This is a genomic window from Pseudomonas sp. FW305-3-2-15-E-TSA4, assembly GCF_058787295.1.
Window position 1 is genome coordinate 210,308 of record NZ_JBYSZP010000011.1, and the last position, 13,219, is coordinate 223,526.

The 13,219-nt window shown below is 58.4% G+C and carries 14 protein-coding genes; 9 read left to right on the forward strand and 5 right to left on the reverse strand.

Translation table 11 applies throughout. The features are described 5' to 3' along the window. The first annotated feature begins 16 nt into the window (after positions 1 to 16). Genes AC3WMV_RS17175 through AC3WMV_RS17190 form a run of 4 tightly spaced genes read left to right on the forward strand, consistent with a single transcriptional unit; the run spans position 17 to position 3,979 of the window. The gene (locus tag AC3WMV_RS17175) at positions 17 to 943 is read left to right on the forward strand and encodes a DUF72 domain-containing protein (protein ID WP_103367218.1); all 927 of its coding nucleotides are present in this window, start codon (positions 17 to 19) and stop codon (positions 941 to 943) included. Continuing rightward, on the forward strand, positions 940 to 1,737 hold the full coding sequence (locus AC3WMV_RS17180; RefSeq protein WP_103367217.1) for an endonuclease/exonuclease/phosphatase family protein: 798 nt from the start codon (positions 940 to 942) through the stop codon (positions 1,735 to 1,737). Before AC3WMV_RS17175 ends, AC3WMV_RS17180 begins: the two co-directional genes overlap by 4 nt. Beyond that, positions 1,734 to 3,008 carry a cardiolipin synthase ClsB gene (gene clsB, locus AC3WMV_RS17185; protein ID WP_103367216.1) on the forward strand — a complete coding sequence of 425 codons (1,275 nt, stop codon included), beginning with the start codon at positions 1,734 to 1,736 and terminating at the stop codon, positions 3,006 to 3,008. Before AC3WMV_RS17180 ends, clsB begins: the two co-directional genes overlap by 4 nt. Then, a complete protein-coding gene (locus AC3WMV_RS17190; RefSeq protein ID WP_027612952.1) occupies positions 3,005 to 3,979 on the forward strand; it encodes a lysylphosphatidylglycerol synthase domain-containing protein in 975 nt (324 codons plus the stop codon). The genes clsB and AC3WMV_RS17190 overlap by 4 nt, the downstream gene beginning before the upstream one ends. A 114-nt stretch (positions 3,980 to 4,093) precedes the next feature. Here the strand turns inward: AC3WMV_RS17190 and AC3WMV_RS17195 are convergent, their stop codons facing one another. The 5 genes from AC3WMV_RS17195 to AC3WMV_RS17215 form a co-directional block, all read right to left on the reverse strand. Further along, positions 4,094 to 4,852: an alpha/beta hydrolase family protein gene (locus AC3WMV_RS17195; RefSeq protein WP_027614239.1), complete on the reverse strand. Its 759-nt coding sequence runs from the start codon at positions 4,850 to 4,852 to the stop codon at positions 4,094 to 4,096. Beyond that, complete coding sequence (locus AC3WMV_RS17200) at positions 4,842 to 5,951, reverse strand: DUF3182 family protein (RefSeq protein WP_103367215.1); 1,110 nt, start codon at positions 5,949 to 5,951, stop codon at positions 4,842 to 4,844. Before AC3WMV_RS17200 ends, AC3WMV_RS17195 begins: the two co-directional genes overlap by 11 nt. A 181-nt stretch (positions 5,952 to 6,132) precedes the next feature. Beyond that, entirely contained in the window at positions 6,133 to 6,867 is a 735-nt protein-coding gene (locus AC3WMV_RS17205; protein WP_097089401.1) for an iron-containing redox enzyme family protein, read from the reverse strand. 90 nt (positions 6,868 to 6,957) lie between these two features. Continuing rightward, positions 6,958 to 8,151 carry an MFS transporter gene (locus AC3WMV_RS17210; protein WP_097089403.1) on the reverse strand — a complete coding sequence of 398 codons (1,194 nt, stop codon included), beginning with the start codon at positions 8,149 to 8,151 and terminating at the stop codon, positions 6,958 to 6,960. Continuing rightward, positions 8,152 to 9,282, reverse strand: a complete 1,131-nt coding sequence (locus tag AC3WMV_RS17215; RefSeq protein WP_097089405.1) for a HesA/MoeB/ThiF family protein — start codon at positions 9,280 to 9,282, stop codon at positions 8,152 to 8,154. A gap of 568 nt (positions 9,283 to 9,850) precedes the next feature. Between AC3WMV_RS17215 and AC3WMV_RS17220 the strand changes: the two genes are divergently transcribed. The 5 genes from AC3WMV_RS17220 to AC3WMV_RS17240 all read left to right on the forward strand — a co-directional run bounded on the left by AC3WMV_RS17220 (position 9,851) and on the right by AC3WMV_RS17240 (position 13,219). Continuing rightward, positions 9,851 to 10,519: a YjfI family protein gene (locus AC3WMV_RS17220; protein WP_041074461.1), complete on the forward strand. Its 669-nt coding sequence runs from the start codon at positions 9,851 to 9,853 to the stop codon at positions 10,517 to 10,519. A 17-nt stretch (positions 10,520 to 10,536) separates the two neighbouring features. Next, complete coding sequence (locus AC3WMV_RS17225) at positions 10,537 to 11,235, forward strand: PspA/IM30 family protein (RefSeq protein ID WP_097089407.1); 699 nt, start codon at positions 10,537 to 10,539, stop codon at positions 11,233 to 11,235. Positions 11,236 to 11,432: 197 nt separating this feature from the next. Then, on the forward strand, positions 11,433 to 12,083 hold the full coding sequence (locus tag AC3WMV_RS17230) for a DUF2491 family protein (protein ID WP_103367214.1): 651 nt from the start codon (positions 11,433 to 11,435) through the stop codon (positions 12,081 to 12,083). Positions 12,084 to 12,098: 15 nt separating this feature from the next. Continuing rightward, the gene (locus AC3WMV_RS17235; protein WP_095139066.1) at positions 12,099 to 12,524 is read left to right on the forward strand and encodes a DUF350 domain-containing protein; all 426 of its coding nucleotides are present in this window, start codon (positions 12,099 to 12,101) and stop codon (positions 12,522 to 12,524) included. 17 nt (positions 12,525 to 12,541) lie between these two features. After that, positions 12,542 to 13,219, forward strand: a complete 678-nt coding sequence (locus AC3WMV_RS17240; protein WP_027614248.1) for a DUF1190 domain-containing protein — start codon at positions 12,542 to 12,544, stop codon at positions 13,217 to 13,219.

Sequence of the window (13,219 nt, forward strand, 5' to 3'; positions counted from 1 at the left end):
ACAACGGGAGGGCGGCATGGCAACGATTCACATCGGTATTTCCGGCTGGCGCTACGCTCCGTGGCGCGGGGATTTCTACCCGAAAGGACTGACGCAGAAGCGCGAATTACAGTTCGCTTCGCGGGCGGTCAACAGCATCGAAATCAATGGATCGTTCTACGCCCTGCAACGGCCCGAACGTTATGCCCAGTGGTACAGCGAAACGCCGGACGACTTCGTGTTCAGCGTCAAGGCGCCGCGCTTCATCACCCACGTCCGGCGCCTGCGCGAGATCGAAAAGCCGCTGGCGAACTTCTTCGCCTCCGGGGTGCTGGAGCTCAAGGAAAAACTCGGGCCGATCCTCTGGCAGTTTCCACCGAACTTCAAATTCGATCCTGAGCGCTTCGAACACTTCCTCTCATTGTTGCCCCACGATACTGCAGCGGCCGCCGCCCTCGCCCGCCAACACGATTCACATCTTCACGGCCACGCCAGCCTCAAAGCCTGGCGCAAAAAACCGCTGCGCCATGCCGTGGAAGTGCGCAATGACACGTTCATCGACCCCGACTTCGTGCGCTTGTTGAAACGCTACAACACCGCCCTGGTGATCGCCGACACCGCCGGCAAATGGCCGTACCGCGAAGACCTCACCAGCGATTTCGTCTACCTGCGCCTGCACGGTGCCGAAGAGCTTTACGCCAGCGGTTACACCGACGCCGCGCTGAACAAATGGGCTGAACGCATCGACGCCTGGCATCACGGCCGGCAACCCGGCGATGCGCATCTGATCGCGCCGCGCCTCAAGCCGCGGGCGCGCAAATCCCGCGAAGTGTTCTGTTATTTCGACAACGACATCAAAGTCCGCGCGCCCTACGACGCGCGCAGCTTGCTCCACCGATTCGCGCTGGATAAAACGCTCGCCACCACCCCCGGCGAACCGGTTGCCGAAGGGGTGCTGGCATGAGTATTCCAGAGCCGGTCGGGTTCACCGACGAGCAGACCAGCGTTGAAGTGTCGGTGCGTCGTTTCACCGTGCTGACGGTCAACACACACAAGGGTTTCACTGCACTCAATCGACGTTTCATCCTCCCGGAGTTGCGCGAAGCGGTGCGCAGCGTGGCCGCCGACGTGGTGTTTTTGCAGGAAGTCCACGGCACCCACGAGCATCATCCCAAGCGCTACAGCAACTGGCCGACGATGCCGCAATACGAGTTCCTCGCCGACAGCCTGTGGCCGCAGTTCGCCTACGGGCGCAACGCGGTGTATCCGGAGGGCGATCACGGCAATGCGTTGCTGTCGAAATTCCAGATCATCCGCCACGACAACCTCGACGTGTCGATCAGCGGTCACGAGAACCGCGGGCTGCTGCATTGCGTGCTGCGCCTGCCCGGCGATGGCGTCGAAGTGCATGCGATCTGCGTGCATCTGGGTCTGCGCGAAAGCCATCGCAATGCGCAATTGAAACTGCTCGGCGAGCGTCTGGCGGAGCTGCCGGATAACGCGCCGGTGATCGTCGCCGGTGACTTCAATGACTGGCGCCAGCGCGCCGATGCGCTGCTCCAACCCTGCGGTCTGCGCGAGGTGTTCGCCGAACATCACGGCAAACCGGCGCGCAGCTTTCCGGCGCGGCTGCCGACGCTGCGGCTCGATCGTATTTATGTACGCAACCTCAAGGCCAGCCAACCGAAAGTCCTGGCCAACCGGCCCTGGTCACACCTTTCCGACCACGTCCCGTTATCGGTGGAGATCGAACTATGAGCAGCGCACCGCTGGAGAAATCCGCCGTGGAACCGATCAGCATCAACCCGCCAGTGCGCGAGCCAGGGCATGTCGATGTCGAATACGGCTGGCAGGGCAATAACCGCGTCGAGTTGCTGGAAAACGGCGAGGAATATTTCCCCCGGGTGTTCGACGCCATGCGTGCGGCGAAGAGTGAAATTCTGCTGGAGACCTTCATCGTTTTCGAAGACAAGGTCGGCGCAGAGTTGCAGCAGATCCTGATCGGCGCCGCCCGGCGTGGCGTGCGCACCACTGTCAGCCTCGACGGTTTTGGTTGCGGCGAGTTGACCACCGGTTATCTCGCGGCACTGAGCGAAGCGGGCGTGCATCTGCAGATGTTTGACCCGGCGCCCAAGCACCTGGGCATTCGCACCAACTGGTTCCGCCGCCTGCACCGCAAGATTGTGGTGGTCGACGGACTGATCGCGTTCATTGGCGGGATCAACTTTTCCGGCGATCACCTGGCCGATTTCGGCCCCGAGGCGAAACAGGATTATGCGGTGCAGATTCAAGGGCCAGCGGTCGCTGACATCCATCATTTCGCCCTGCTGCAAAGTGGTCGTCCGGGACGCGCACGGTTCTGGTGGCAGCGACGGCGTCAGCGCCGGGCGGACATGGCTTTCAACGATCACGACGGTCAGGTACGTCTGGTGTTTCGCGACAACGATCAGCATCACACCGACATCGAAGATGTGTACTTGCACGCATTGCGCCGGGCCAAACGCCGGGTGGTGATCGCCAACGCCTATTTCTTCCCCGGCTACCGCCTGCTGCGCGAGATCCGCAATGCCGCGCGCCGTGGCGTCGAGGTGCGGCTGATTCTGCAAGGTCAACCGGACATGCTGGTGGCGAAACTGGCGGCACGCATGACCTACGACTACCTGCTCAAGGCCGGCGTGCAGATCCACGAATATTGCCAGCGCCCGCTGCACGGCAAAGTCGCGTTGGTGGATGAGGAATGGAGCACCGTCGGCTCGAGCAATCTCGACCCGCTGAGCCTGTCGCTGAACCTGGAAGCCAACGTGCTGATCCGCGATCGCGCGTTCAATCAGCATTTGTTTCAGCGCCTCGAAGACCTGAGCCAGAACCACTGCAAGGCGATGGACGCCAGCATGTCCCCGCGAGGACGGATCTGGCACATGACCGTAGGGTTTCTGGTGTTTCACTTCCTGCGGCATTTCCCGTCAATGGCCGGTTGGTTGCCGGCGCACAAACCGCGGCTCAAGCCGTTTCGGGGGCGCACCTCATGAGCCATTCCCACGCACAGTCTGCGCCCGCCACTCACTCTCGCTGGAGTCGCTGGAAACGCCCACTGACGTTGCTGTTCTTCCTCGCGCTGATCGTGTTGCTGACGATGTTCGCCACCCGTATCGAATGGGCGGAAGTCCTGCAAACCCTGGCCGACTTCAAGGTGCGCACGCTGATCATTGCCGCCAGCCTGACCCTGCTGAGCTTTCTCACCTACGCCAGTTTCGACCTGATCGGCCGCACCTACATTCGTCAGGACCTGACCTGGAAACAGATCCTCCCGGTGGGGATCATCAGCTATGCGTTCAACCTCAATCTCAGTGCCTGGGTCGGCGGAATCGCCATGCGCTATCGGCTGTATTCGCGCCTGGGGGTGAGCAAAAGCAACATCGCCAAGATTCTCGGTCTGAGCCTGGCCACCAACTGGTTCGGTTATATGACGATTGCCGGCGTAGTGTTCAGCAGCGGCCTGGTGAGCATGCCGCCGGGATGGAAAATCAGCAGCGCCGCGTTGCAGGGCATCGGCGTGCTGTTGCTGCTGTTGAGTGCCGGTTACCTCGCCGCGTGCCAGTTCTCCAAGCGCCGCGAGTGGTCGATTCGCGGGGTGGAAATCAACCTGCCATCACTGCGCATGGCCGTCCTGCAATTGCTGCTCGGTGCATTGAACTGGTCGCTGATGGCGGCGGTGATTTTCACTCTGCTGCCGAGCAAACTGGATTATCCGTTGGTGCTTGGAGTGCTGTTGATCAGTGCGATTGCCGGAGTCATCACGCACATTCCGGCGGGGCTTGGAGTGTTGGAAGCGGTGTTTGTCGCGCTGCTGCAGCACGAAGCTTCGCGGGGCAGTCTGGTGGCGGGGTTGCTGGCGTATCGGGCGATTTATTTTCTGTTGCCGTTGTTGATTACGGTGGTGATGTATTTGCTGGTGGAAGCCAAGGCCAAGGCGTTGCGGATCGAGAAGAAACCGTCCTGATTTTGTGGCTATGGCTGATGGCCCCTTCGCGAGCAAGCCCGCTCCCACAGGTAGAACGCATTTCAAATGTGGGAGCGGGCTTGCTCGCGAAGGCGTCCGAAGAGCCACAACAAATCATGTGGACTGGATGATGCTCAACCGCTCACCCACCACCATCTCGGTAATCCAGTCCACCAGAATCGAAGTATAGGCCTGCTGCGAAACCGGCTCGCTCAAGGCATGGTCGGCGCCGTCGATGATCCGGTGCGTCAGCGAATGCGTCTGCTGACAGGCGGCGCGGTAACTCATGATCGTTGCGTGGGGCACGTAATCGTCAGTTTCCGATTCCACCAGCAACACATCCCCGGTGAACTGTGAACAGGCGTGCAGCGCACGGTTGCTGTCTGCACGGACCAACGTCGCCCGATAGTCGCGCAGGTCGGCCTTGTCCAGTTCACGCTTGGGCGTGTGCCATTGCTCGTCGCGATACAGCGCCGGTACCCGCAGCGCCAGCCAGCGCACCGGACGCAACGAGGTGAGGATCGAAGCCAGGTAACCGCCATAACTGGTGCCAACCACCGCAATCGCCGAGGTGTCGAGCGCCGGATGCGCCAGCAGGCGGTCGTAGGCTGCGAGCAGGTCACGCAGATTGTCTTCGCGCGTGACCCGGGTCAGCGGAATGCCCGTGCCACCGGTGTGGCCGCGCAGGTCGAAGGTCAGGCATACACAACCGAGACCGGCGATGCCCTTGGCGCGTTCAAGATCACGCTCCTGGCTACCGCCCCAACCGTGCACAAACAACACGCCGGGGACTTTCGATTTTGGACTGAGAAACGTCCCGCTCATCTGTTCATCATCAATGTCGATCTGAATGCTTTCGCTTCTAGCCGTCATAAGATTTGACCGTTACGTATTTGAGAAGGAAGTCGCTGTTCTCCGCTGGCCCGCGATAGATTTCGATGGCGTCCGCCGGCAGGCTTTGATCGCTATAGGTTTCTACGGTCGACACGCGGATCGCGGGCATCTGCGGATCATTGACGAAGCTTTGCAACGCGGCCAATTCAGCGCTGCTGGCACCGCCCATGCGCCAGGATTGTTCGAGCACCCCGCTGCGGGGTTTGCCATTGCTGTCCAGGCCTTGGGCAATGTCGTAGTTGCGCCGGGAGGCGTAGAAATCTGGATAAGCCTCATCCGCCGCCCGGTCGAAAATCTGCGCCTGCTTGATGGCCAGTCGCACGTCATCCGGCAAGTCCAGCGCCAGCAGATCTTCGTAGCCGCCCTGCACTACCAACAGATTCGAACCACCATAGACGTCTTCGCCATGGGCATCCTTGGTCAAGTATTGATCACCGCAGTAGCTAAGCACTTTGTCGCCGATGAATGACTGGCCAACGCTGTGGGTTAAGACCTTGCTCAAGTCCTGTTCGAGCACCACGCCATCGCGAAACAACGCTTCCGCTTCTGCACGGGACAGTACTTCATCGAACGCGTCGAGGCTGTTGATAACTTCCTGACCGCGACCGGCGCAGGCGTGAATCGGCTTCAGGCGGATCGGTCCGCTGTACAGCAGATGCTCGGCAGCGGGTCGCGCATCTTCCACGGCAAACACCGTCAAGCCGTCGAGCACCACATCGCGAACGCGCTCGGAGAATTGCGGCGCCCAGCCTTGTGGCGCGTGAGCCAGATGACTGCGCAAGCCGTGGCTGATGGCTTTGGTGCAAATGAAATCGTGTTCGACGTACCCGCCCCACAAATCGCCGGGACCCCTGATCCCCAGATTACGCGCGCTGGCCGGGCCAACAATGGTCTGGGTCGGCAGCCAATACAAATCGCGACCGCGATGCTTCTGCGGGTCAAAGCTTCCGCCGAAGCTGAGCCCCAGAATCTGCGCCAGCCAGCGGGCAAGTGCCTTGTTGGTCTGCACTTCATGTTGCGGCGCCCCGGCCCGAACCGAATGGGCGACGACCACTTTCCTGCTCGACATCGGGGTCATGCGTCCCCCTTCAAGCCAATTGATGAATGTAATGAGAGAAGTGCAGAGATCAGGCCAATCGCCTGGCGCCGGGAATGCCCAATGATTCAATCGCTTGGAACAAGCATGGTGGCATCGGGCCTGTTTCAAACTGCACGACTGCCAGCGAATCCGCGGCAATTTGCACGAAACGGGACGCCGACTACTGCTGACTGACTTCCTTCCAGATGGCATCGAACATGACACAACGTTTGAGCATAGCCTGACGCCCGGTTTGAATCGCAAGCCGCTTGGCTTCAGGCGTCTGGTTAGTCAGGCGTTGCAGAATTCCCAGCATGGTTATCGCGTGGTCCTCATCCTCTTCGATATGCAGGCGAAAGAACTCCAGGCCTTCCTCACTGACATTCAGTCCCTCCAGTGCCAGCAGAATCGGTTTGTAAATCAGCGGCACAATGGCTTCGGCTCCCAGGCAGAGCGCTGCGAGGCCCTCTACAGGATTTTCACTTCGGCAAAGCTGCATGATGCATTGGGTGAAATCCACGGTCTGAGGTAAAGGCAATTCAGCCAAGGGATGGGTGCCCAGGATCCGTAGCGACCTTTGAAACAGCTCGGCATGTGTGAGCTTGTTGTCACCATCAATGCCCATTTCCTCCTGCATGTTTTCCATCAGCAATTTGATGTCGTCAAGGGATTCGAGGCGATTGATGATCGCACACAGAAAGCGGGTAAAGTTTCGCGAGTAGTAATGATGCTGGATCAGAAAGTAACGCATCCCCTGCAGAGAAACATGACCGTCTTGCATTGCCAGCAACAGTTCATGATTAACCAATCCATCTAACGCATCAGCGTCCAGCCATTCGTCCCATAATGTGCCTCCGGTTATGAATTTAATGACCTTCACCCTATCGCCGCCATTCAACTCTTTGTTTTCATCCAACTTTAAATTCCTTTTAATTCTTTATCAGCCATCCAACTGATCGAAACTTTCCAGTTATTCCGAAACCCCGAAAAACTTACAAAACCGTATTCATTGTGCGTCGCTGTAAATGACCGGGCGCTCAAACCTGGCCAGAAAGTAAGCACATAGAGAGGCGAAAATGATGCACAGACCGCCTGACGCAAGAATCACAGCGCTGCTCGAGAAATGCAGTAACAGCCATCCACTCAGCAGGCTCGCGGGAGGAATCGCGAGGTAGGCAATGAGCCGTGTAACTCCCACCGTTCGCCCCAGAATGGTTTGCGGAACCACTTGCTGGCGATAGGTGAAAAAAGCGATGACCACCACGGATTGGCAACCGGTAGAAAGCGCCCATAGTGCCGAAAGTGACCACGGATCGTTGGCCATCGCCCCCATCAGCGTGAACACCCCGGCCAGCAAACAGCTTCGACGGATAAGAATGCCGGCCGGATATCTCTTCACCAGAAACGCCCCCATAGCTGATCCGGCGACGGCACCTGCACCAATGAGCCCGTAGTAATAGCCGACATCACTCAATGGCACGGCCAGTAGCGTGGTGTAGACATAAACAAGGCTGGCACCGATCAAGGCAAAACCGAAATTGCAGAAAAAGAACAGCATGACAAACGAACACAGTTCTCGCTGCTGGATGACATACAGCAGTCCGGCTTTGATTTCCGTGAATACCCGCGTGGTGGCAGGCGCAGGCTTACCCTGCTCTTTCAGCAAGAAGCAAAGCGGCAGGGATAGCGCAAATCCGACAATGCTGCCAATCAGCAACTGCTCCTTGGTACTGAAGGACAGCAAGGCTGCAACGCTGATTGGTGCAACGATGCGAATGATGTTGTCACTGGCATTGACGATCGCATTGAACCGATGAAGTTTGGGGCCTTCAATCAGCGCTGGCGCGATACTCTGGAAAACCGGGTGGTGAGTGGCACCGACGCTTGCCAGCAGAAAGCTCAGCAATAACAGGGTGATACTCAAGCTGCTCCCGGACAGCGTACTCACAGCAGCATATATAAGGCAGCCGGTGACGATGTTGATCAGATCACCGCCGATCAGAAAACGCCGTTTGCTGTAGCGATCACTCCACACACCGGCGAAGGGCGTGACCAGTATGTAGGGCGCCATCGCGGCGAAAAAAGCCAGCGACGTCCAGACTGGGGAGCCGGTCTGCTCATAAACATAAAGCGGGATCAGAAACGCGATGGCCCATGAACAGATGGACGTGATGGCATAGGAAGCCAGGAGTTTGAACATCTAGACAGTCTCCGCCTGCCGCGACCGTTGCCCGTTCGCGAGATGTCCACACACCGTGCAGTCCGGATTCTGCTGCCAGACTTCAGCAACGCTGACGTTCAGGTCGTCGAATGTGAATTCCTTGAGCTTGTTGGTCAATTGTGGCGGTTGGCAGCCGGTGATGATCTTGACTGTTTCGCTGACCATCATCCCGGCGGTGACAGCCACCAAAGTCACAAGAGCCGGGCCGGGATGCTCATAAGTGATGTCGTGCTGTTTGGCCATGGTCGAAACGCTGTTCACCAGGCTGCTCTTGTTACGCGCCGACGTCAGCCAGCAAGCACCGCAGCCCGAGGAGCCAGGCACCACCGAATAAAACACCGAGCGCCGTACATCAAGCCCGCCTGAAATGAAGGGTACGCCCTGTTCAACACAGGCCTCATTCAGCCAGTCGGCCATGTAGTTCGCGGGTTTATCGGCGACACAAATCACAATATCGTGGCCGCGTACGATGCCGGCGACGTCTTGCGCCGACTGCAGGCGGGTTTCGTGAGCAGTAATGTCGAGGTGACTGTTGAATTCAAGCAACCTGCGCCTGGCCGTTGCAACCTTCGGCATGCCGACGTCGGCTTCCTTGTAAAGGATCTGCCGGTTCAAATTGCTCAACTCGATCGTGTCAAAATCGAGGATCGTCAGATGGTGGACACCCAGCGCTACCAGGTCGAACAGAATATGGGTGCCCAGACCGCCGCAGCCCAGGACACAGACCTTGGCCATGCGCAGTCTTTCCTGGGGGGTGAACTTGTTCTCGCCCACAGCCGCCATCGACCCGAAAAAGTCGATGTTGCGGGAAAATCTGATGCGATCATGATCCGAAAGAGAAGTAGTCTCAAAGGCATCCGGACTCTCGACCAGCCGGTATTTTATCAGATCTTGCGCGACGCTTCGGATTTCGTCCTGATCCACCGCGGGATAACGGCCTGCCACCTGGGTAATCAACTCCTCATAGGGTGTACGGCCATCAAGTGCCTTGGCGAACTCCCAGACAGCACCGTGGGGGTCGGGGATTTTTGCGTATTGACCGTTAAAGCGCAAAACGACCTGACCATCAAGTTTGAACGGAATAATCGTCGGTTTAAGACAAAGCTTCATATTCGAGCCTCAATCGCTATTAAAACAACTTGATAAAGAACCAGGGCCATTAAGGCCCCGGTTCTTACTGATCAGATCAGCCGATCTGAGAATCGCCAGCGGAAGATGCTTTTTCGAAAGTCATAATGATTTCCTCAAAAGTTGAAGGGCCGGTGGTGAAGCTGTTTCCACCGGGGTGAAGATGTGCACACCCCAAAACTAGAATAAGTTTTCAGTGGTTGCGAACTCACCTTGTTTCTTAATATTACTCACGTAAAATACACTTCCTACGCTTTTACGAAGTGCCGCCATTACTTCTTACGGAAACATAGAAAAACAATGTAGGAATTATCTTCAATACTTAAACAATAAAAAATCACTGCGAGAAACTTGAGAACAAATTCGCCTTCCAGACCATAAACATCAGTGTTTCATCAGAAACACACTCCCACCCGGGACAACGCTTGCGACCACCACCTCATCAAAAATTTCGACAGGTCAAAAAGATCTCACGCGTGAGCCATTGATGGCACTTTGAATTGGCTGTAGTGTGGCTCACGCGTGAGATGTTCATAACGGAGTCATTGCCATGAAAAGTCGCTCCCCCACCGTTGCATCAGAGAGCCCAAAGGGAGAGCGCTCGAAACCGTCCGCGAAAAAACCGTCGAGCTTCTACATGAAGCAGATGCGCGCGGGCCTGGCTGCCGCCGGTTATGTGAAACACGAAACTTGGGTACTTCCGGAAAACCGAAGCTTGCTCAAGCAGATGGAGCAACAGCTACGCCAACCGATTCTGGCTGGCTCATTCATGTCGGAGAATTACATGAGCGCAGGCAACAACTGGAACATCGATAGCCTCTTCAACGCCCTCAAGGCACTGGACGAGGTGGCTTCGCACGAGATCACGCTGTCTCTGATCCAGAGCTCCGAACCTAGCATCAAGCTGGAAATGAACGAATTCGGCGGTCTGCCGATTCACATCGCCGTGGCCGGTCAGCAGATCATCGTCGACACCGTGCTCGTGGACATCGATTCGATCACTGACGTGCGCGCCTTCAACGACGCCGTGCTGCGCAGCCGGGAAATGTTCCCGCTGTCGTCGATCGGCATCGAGTCGATGCCCAATGGTCAGACCGTTTACAACATGTTTGGCGCCCTCAGCGCCGACTCGAGCCTGACAAACGTCGTCACCGAGGTGAAAACCCTGGTCGACAACGTGCAGCGCGCGAGCGAAGCCTTCGAACACTTCTTCAAGTAATCAACAGGGAATATCCAATGACTCAGTCCATCTGGAGCAAGTTGTTCACCGCGCTGCGCGGCGGCGCCAATGAAGTCGGCGAAGCGATCGTCGACCAACAGGCCCTGCGTATCCTCGACCAGGAAATCCGCGACGCCGACACCGCGCTGTCGAATGCCCGTCGTGAGCTGGTCACTATCATGGCCAAGCACAAACTGGCCGCTGACCGCGTGAGCGAGTACGACGCCAAGATCAAGGATCTGGAAGCCAAGGCGGTTTCCGCGCTGAACGCCGGCCGCGAAGACTTGGCCATGGAAGTGGCCGAAGCGATTTCGACCCTGACCAACGACCTGACCGCCGAGAAAGCCCAGAGCGACGAATTCGGCACCTACGCCGAAAACATGCGCAAGGACATCACCAAGGCCGAGTCGCGGATCAAAAGCCTGCGCCAGCAGGTGGACATGGCCAAGGCCCGTGAAAGCGTGCAAAAGGCGCAGGTCAGCGCGTCCATCGCCAGCGGCGGTGCCAACGGCAAGCTAGAAACCGCCGTCGGCACGCTGAACCGTCTGCAGGCCAAGCAGCAGCAACGCGCTGCCGAGCTGAGTGCCGCCGATGAACTGGCTGACGCTTCGACCGGCAATGACCTGGAACGCAAACTGCGCGACGCCGGCATCACGCCGAACGAAGGCAGCGCCAATGCGATCCTCGAGCGTCTGAAGCAGAAGTCCGCGCAGTAAGCGTTTGCACAAAAACCTGTGGGAGCGGGCTTGCTCGCGAAAGCGATTTGTCAGTCATTACTTTAGCTGCCTGACACACCGCCTTCGCGAGCAAGCCCGCTCCCACATGGTTTACGGCGTGTCGTTCGTCGCCCGGCCCGGTACACTGGCGGCGTTTTTTACGACGAACACCTCCACCCGCCTCAAGGAATGTACCCATGGGATGGTTCAAAGACTTGCTGGGCACCAGCAACTGGCAGACCGCTGCGCCAACGCCAAACGTTGCCAGTGGCCCACTCGGGATGGCACAAGGCAAAGGCGTGCGATTCGATTCGACTCTGGCCTTGCTGCTCGATGGCAGCACCTCGGTGCAGGTTCCAGCGGCAGAGGCAATCTGGAGCGCCGGCTGGATCGACCTCGGCCAATCCAACAAGCTGCATCGCTACTACCTCAATAACGAAGACTTCTGGCTGCAAATCCACGTCACCGGTGACGACCAGATCGAGTCGGTCACCCTGTTCAACTACCTCAGCTACGTGACCGTCAACAGTGACGCCGAGCTGCAGCGCCTCGCCGGCCCCGAAAGCCCGATCGGCCTGCCGATCTATACCCACGACGGCGTCCAGTACAGCCGCGAATGGGGCACCGAACAAGGCCAGACCGAACTCGTTCCGATGACCGAACACGTGGTCAACCCGGACGAGAGCTACACCATCGAACACCACTCCATGCTTTACGCGCGCGAGACCGGCCTGACCGATCGCCGCGAACTGCTGCTGTTCTCCGTCGAACAGGACGAGGAAGGCACCGTCAGCCTGAGTACCTCGCTGGGCATTTCGCTGTACACGACTGATTTGAGCACCATTTAAATAAGGAAGTTTTCCATGCTGGAAGTGCTGGCCGTTTCCCTGAACAAGACCGCACTGGTCGGTTTCGTCGTCTACCTGATCGGCGCCGTGCTGCTGTTCATGCTGTTTCAGTTCGTCTACACCCGCATCACGCCACACAAGGAGTTCGAGCTGATTCGCTCCGGCAACATCGCTGCCGCCATCGCTCTGGCGGGCGCGATCATCGGCTTCGCGATTCCGGCCAGCAACGTGATCGCGTTTTCGGTCAACGTTCTCGATTTCGTGCTGTGGGCGGTAATTGCTGCGGTGGTGCAACTGCTGGCCTTCCTCGCCACAAGCCTGGTGCTCAAGGGCACGTCGCAGCGTATCGCCAACGGTGAAATCGCCTCGGGAATCTACGTGGCCGCGGTGGCTATCAGCGTCGGCATGCTCAACGCCGCGTGCATGACCCCGTCCAACTGATCGGCAGGAAGCCTTCGATGAAACGCAGCAAGTACGTTCAACTGTCCCTCGCCGCTTCGGTGGCGCTGGCGATTTCCGGCGAGGTTACCGCGCAGGAGCAGCAACGCTTCCAATCTGTCGAGGAGTGCGTCGGCGCCGAAGTGGCCGCCGACGTCTGCTCCACCGCCTACGTCGCGGCATTGACCGAACACCGACGTATTGCGCCGGCCTACGATGACAAGGCCAAGTGCGACGCAGACTTTGCCGCCGACTGGTGCCAGAAAAACTCCGATGGCCGCTTCGTGCCGAAGCTCGGCGGTTTCAAGGTGCCGCAGAACGGCGAGGCGCCACAGGACCTGAATGCGCTTGCCAATGCGCAGATGCCTGCCGGTGAAGCCGCCGCCGCGCAGAACGTACAAAGTACTTCTCACTCGTCCGGCGGCGGCAACGGTTGGCTGACGGGCTGGCTGATCGGCAATGCGATGAGCAACAACGCCAATCGCACGGTCTATCGCGATCGCGATACGCGCCAGACCTACAACACTTCGACGCAGTACCGCAGAATCGAATCGGCACCGGCTACCCGCACCGACACCCGCTACGACAGCACCCGGAGCAAACCGGTCAACGTCGCTTCGTCGACGTCCCGCGGCGGCTTCGGCAGCCAGTCTTCCGCGCGCAGCGGTTGGGGCGGCTGGGGCAGTTCGAGCAGCTGA

Bases quoted from the DNA above. Each gene is read 5' to 3' on its own strand.
- AC3WMV_RS17175 (WP_103367218.1), top strand. From the start codon at position 17: ATGGCAACGATTCACATCGGTATTTCCGGCTGGCGCTACGCTCCGTGG.
- AC3WMV_RS17180 (WP_103367217.1), top strand. From the start codon at position 940: ATGAGTATTCCAGAGCCGGTCGGGTTCACCGACGAGCAGACCAGCGTT.
- clsB (WP_103367216.1), top strand. From the start codon at position 1,734: ATGAGCAGCGCACCGCTGGAGAAATCCGCCGTGGAACCGATCAGCATC.
- AC3WMV_RS17190 (WP_027612952.1), top strand. From the start codon at position 3,005: ATGAGCCATTCCCACGCACAGTCTGCGCCCGCCACTCACTCTCGCTGG.
- AC3WMV_RS17195 (WP_027614239.1), bottom strand. From the start codon at position 4,852: ATGACGGCTAGAAGCGAAAGCATTCAGATCGACATTGATGATGAACAG.
- AC3WMV_RS17200 (WP_103367215.1), bottom strand. From the start codon at position 5,951: ATGACCCCGATGTCGAGCAGGAAAGTGGTCGTCGCCCATTCGGTTCGG.
- AC3WMV_RS17210 (WP_097089403.1), bottom strand. From the start codon at position 8,151: ATGTTCAAACTCCTGGCTTCCTATGCCATCACGTCCATCTGTTCATGG.
- AC3WMV_RS17215 (WP_097089405.1), bottom strand. From the start codon at position 9,282: ATGAAGCTTTGTCTTAAACCGACGATTATTCCGTTCAAACTTGATGGT.
- AC3WMV_RS17220 (WP_041074461.1), top strand. From the start codon at position 9,851: ATGAAAAGTCGCTCCCCCACCGTTGCATCAGAGAGCCCAAAGGGAGAG.
- AC3WMV_RS17225 (WP_097089407.1), top strand. From the start codon at position 10,537: ATGACTCAGTCCATCTGGAGCAAGTTGTTCACCGCGCTGCGCGGCGGC.
- AC3WMV_RS17230 (WP_103367214.1), top strand. From the start codon at position 11,433: ATGGGATGGTTCAAAGACTTGCTGGGCACCAGCAACTGGCAGACCGCT.
- AC3WMV_RS17235 (WP_095139066.1), top strand. From the start codon at position 12,099: ATGCTGGAAGTGCTGGCCGTTTCCCTGAACAAGACCGCACTGGTCGGT.
- AC3WMV_RS17240 (WP_027614248.1), top strand. From the start codon at position 12,542: ATGAAACGCAGCAAGTACGTTCAACTGTCCCTCGCCGCTTCGGTGGCG.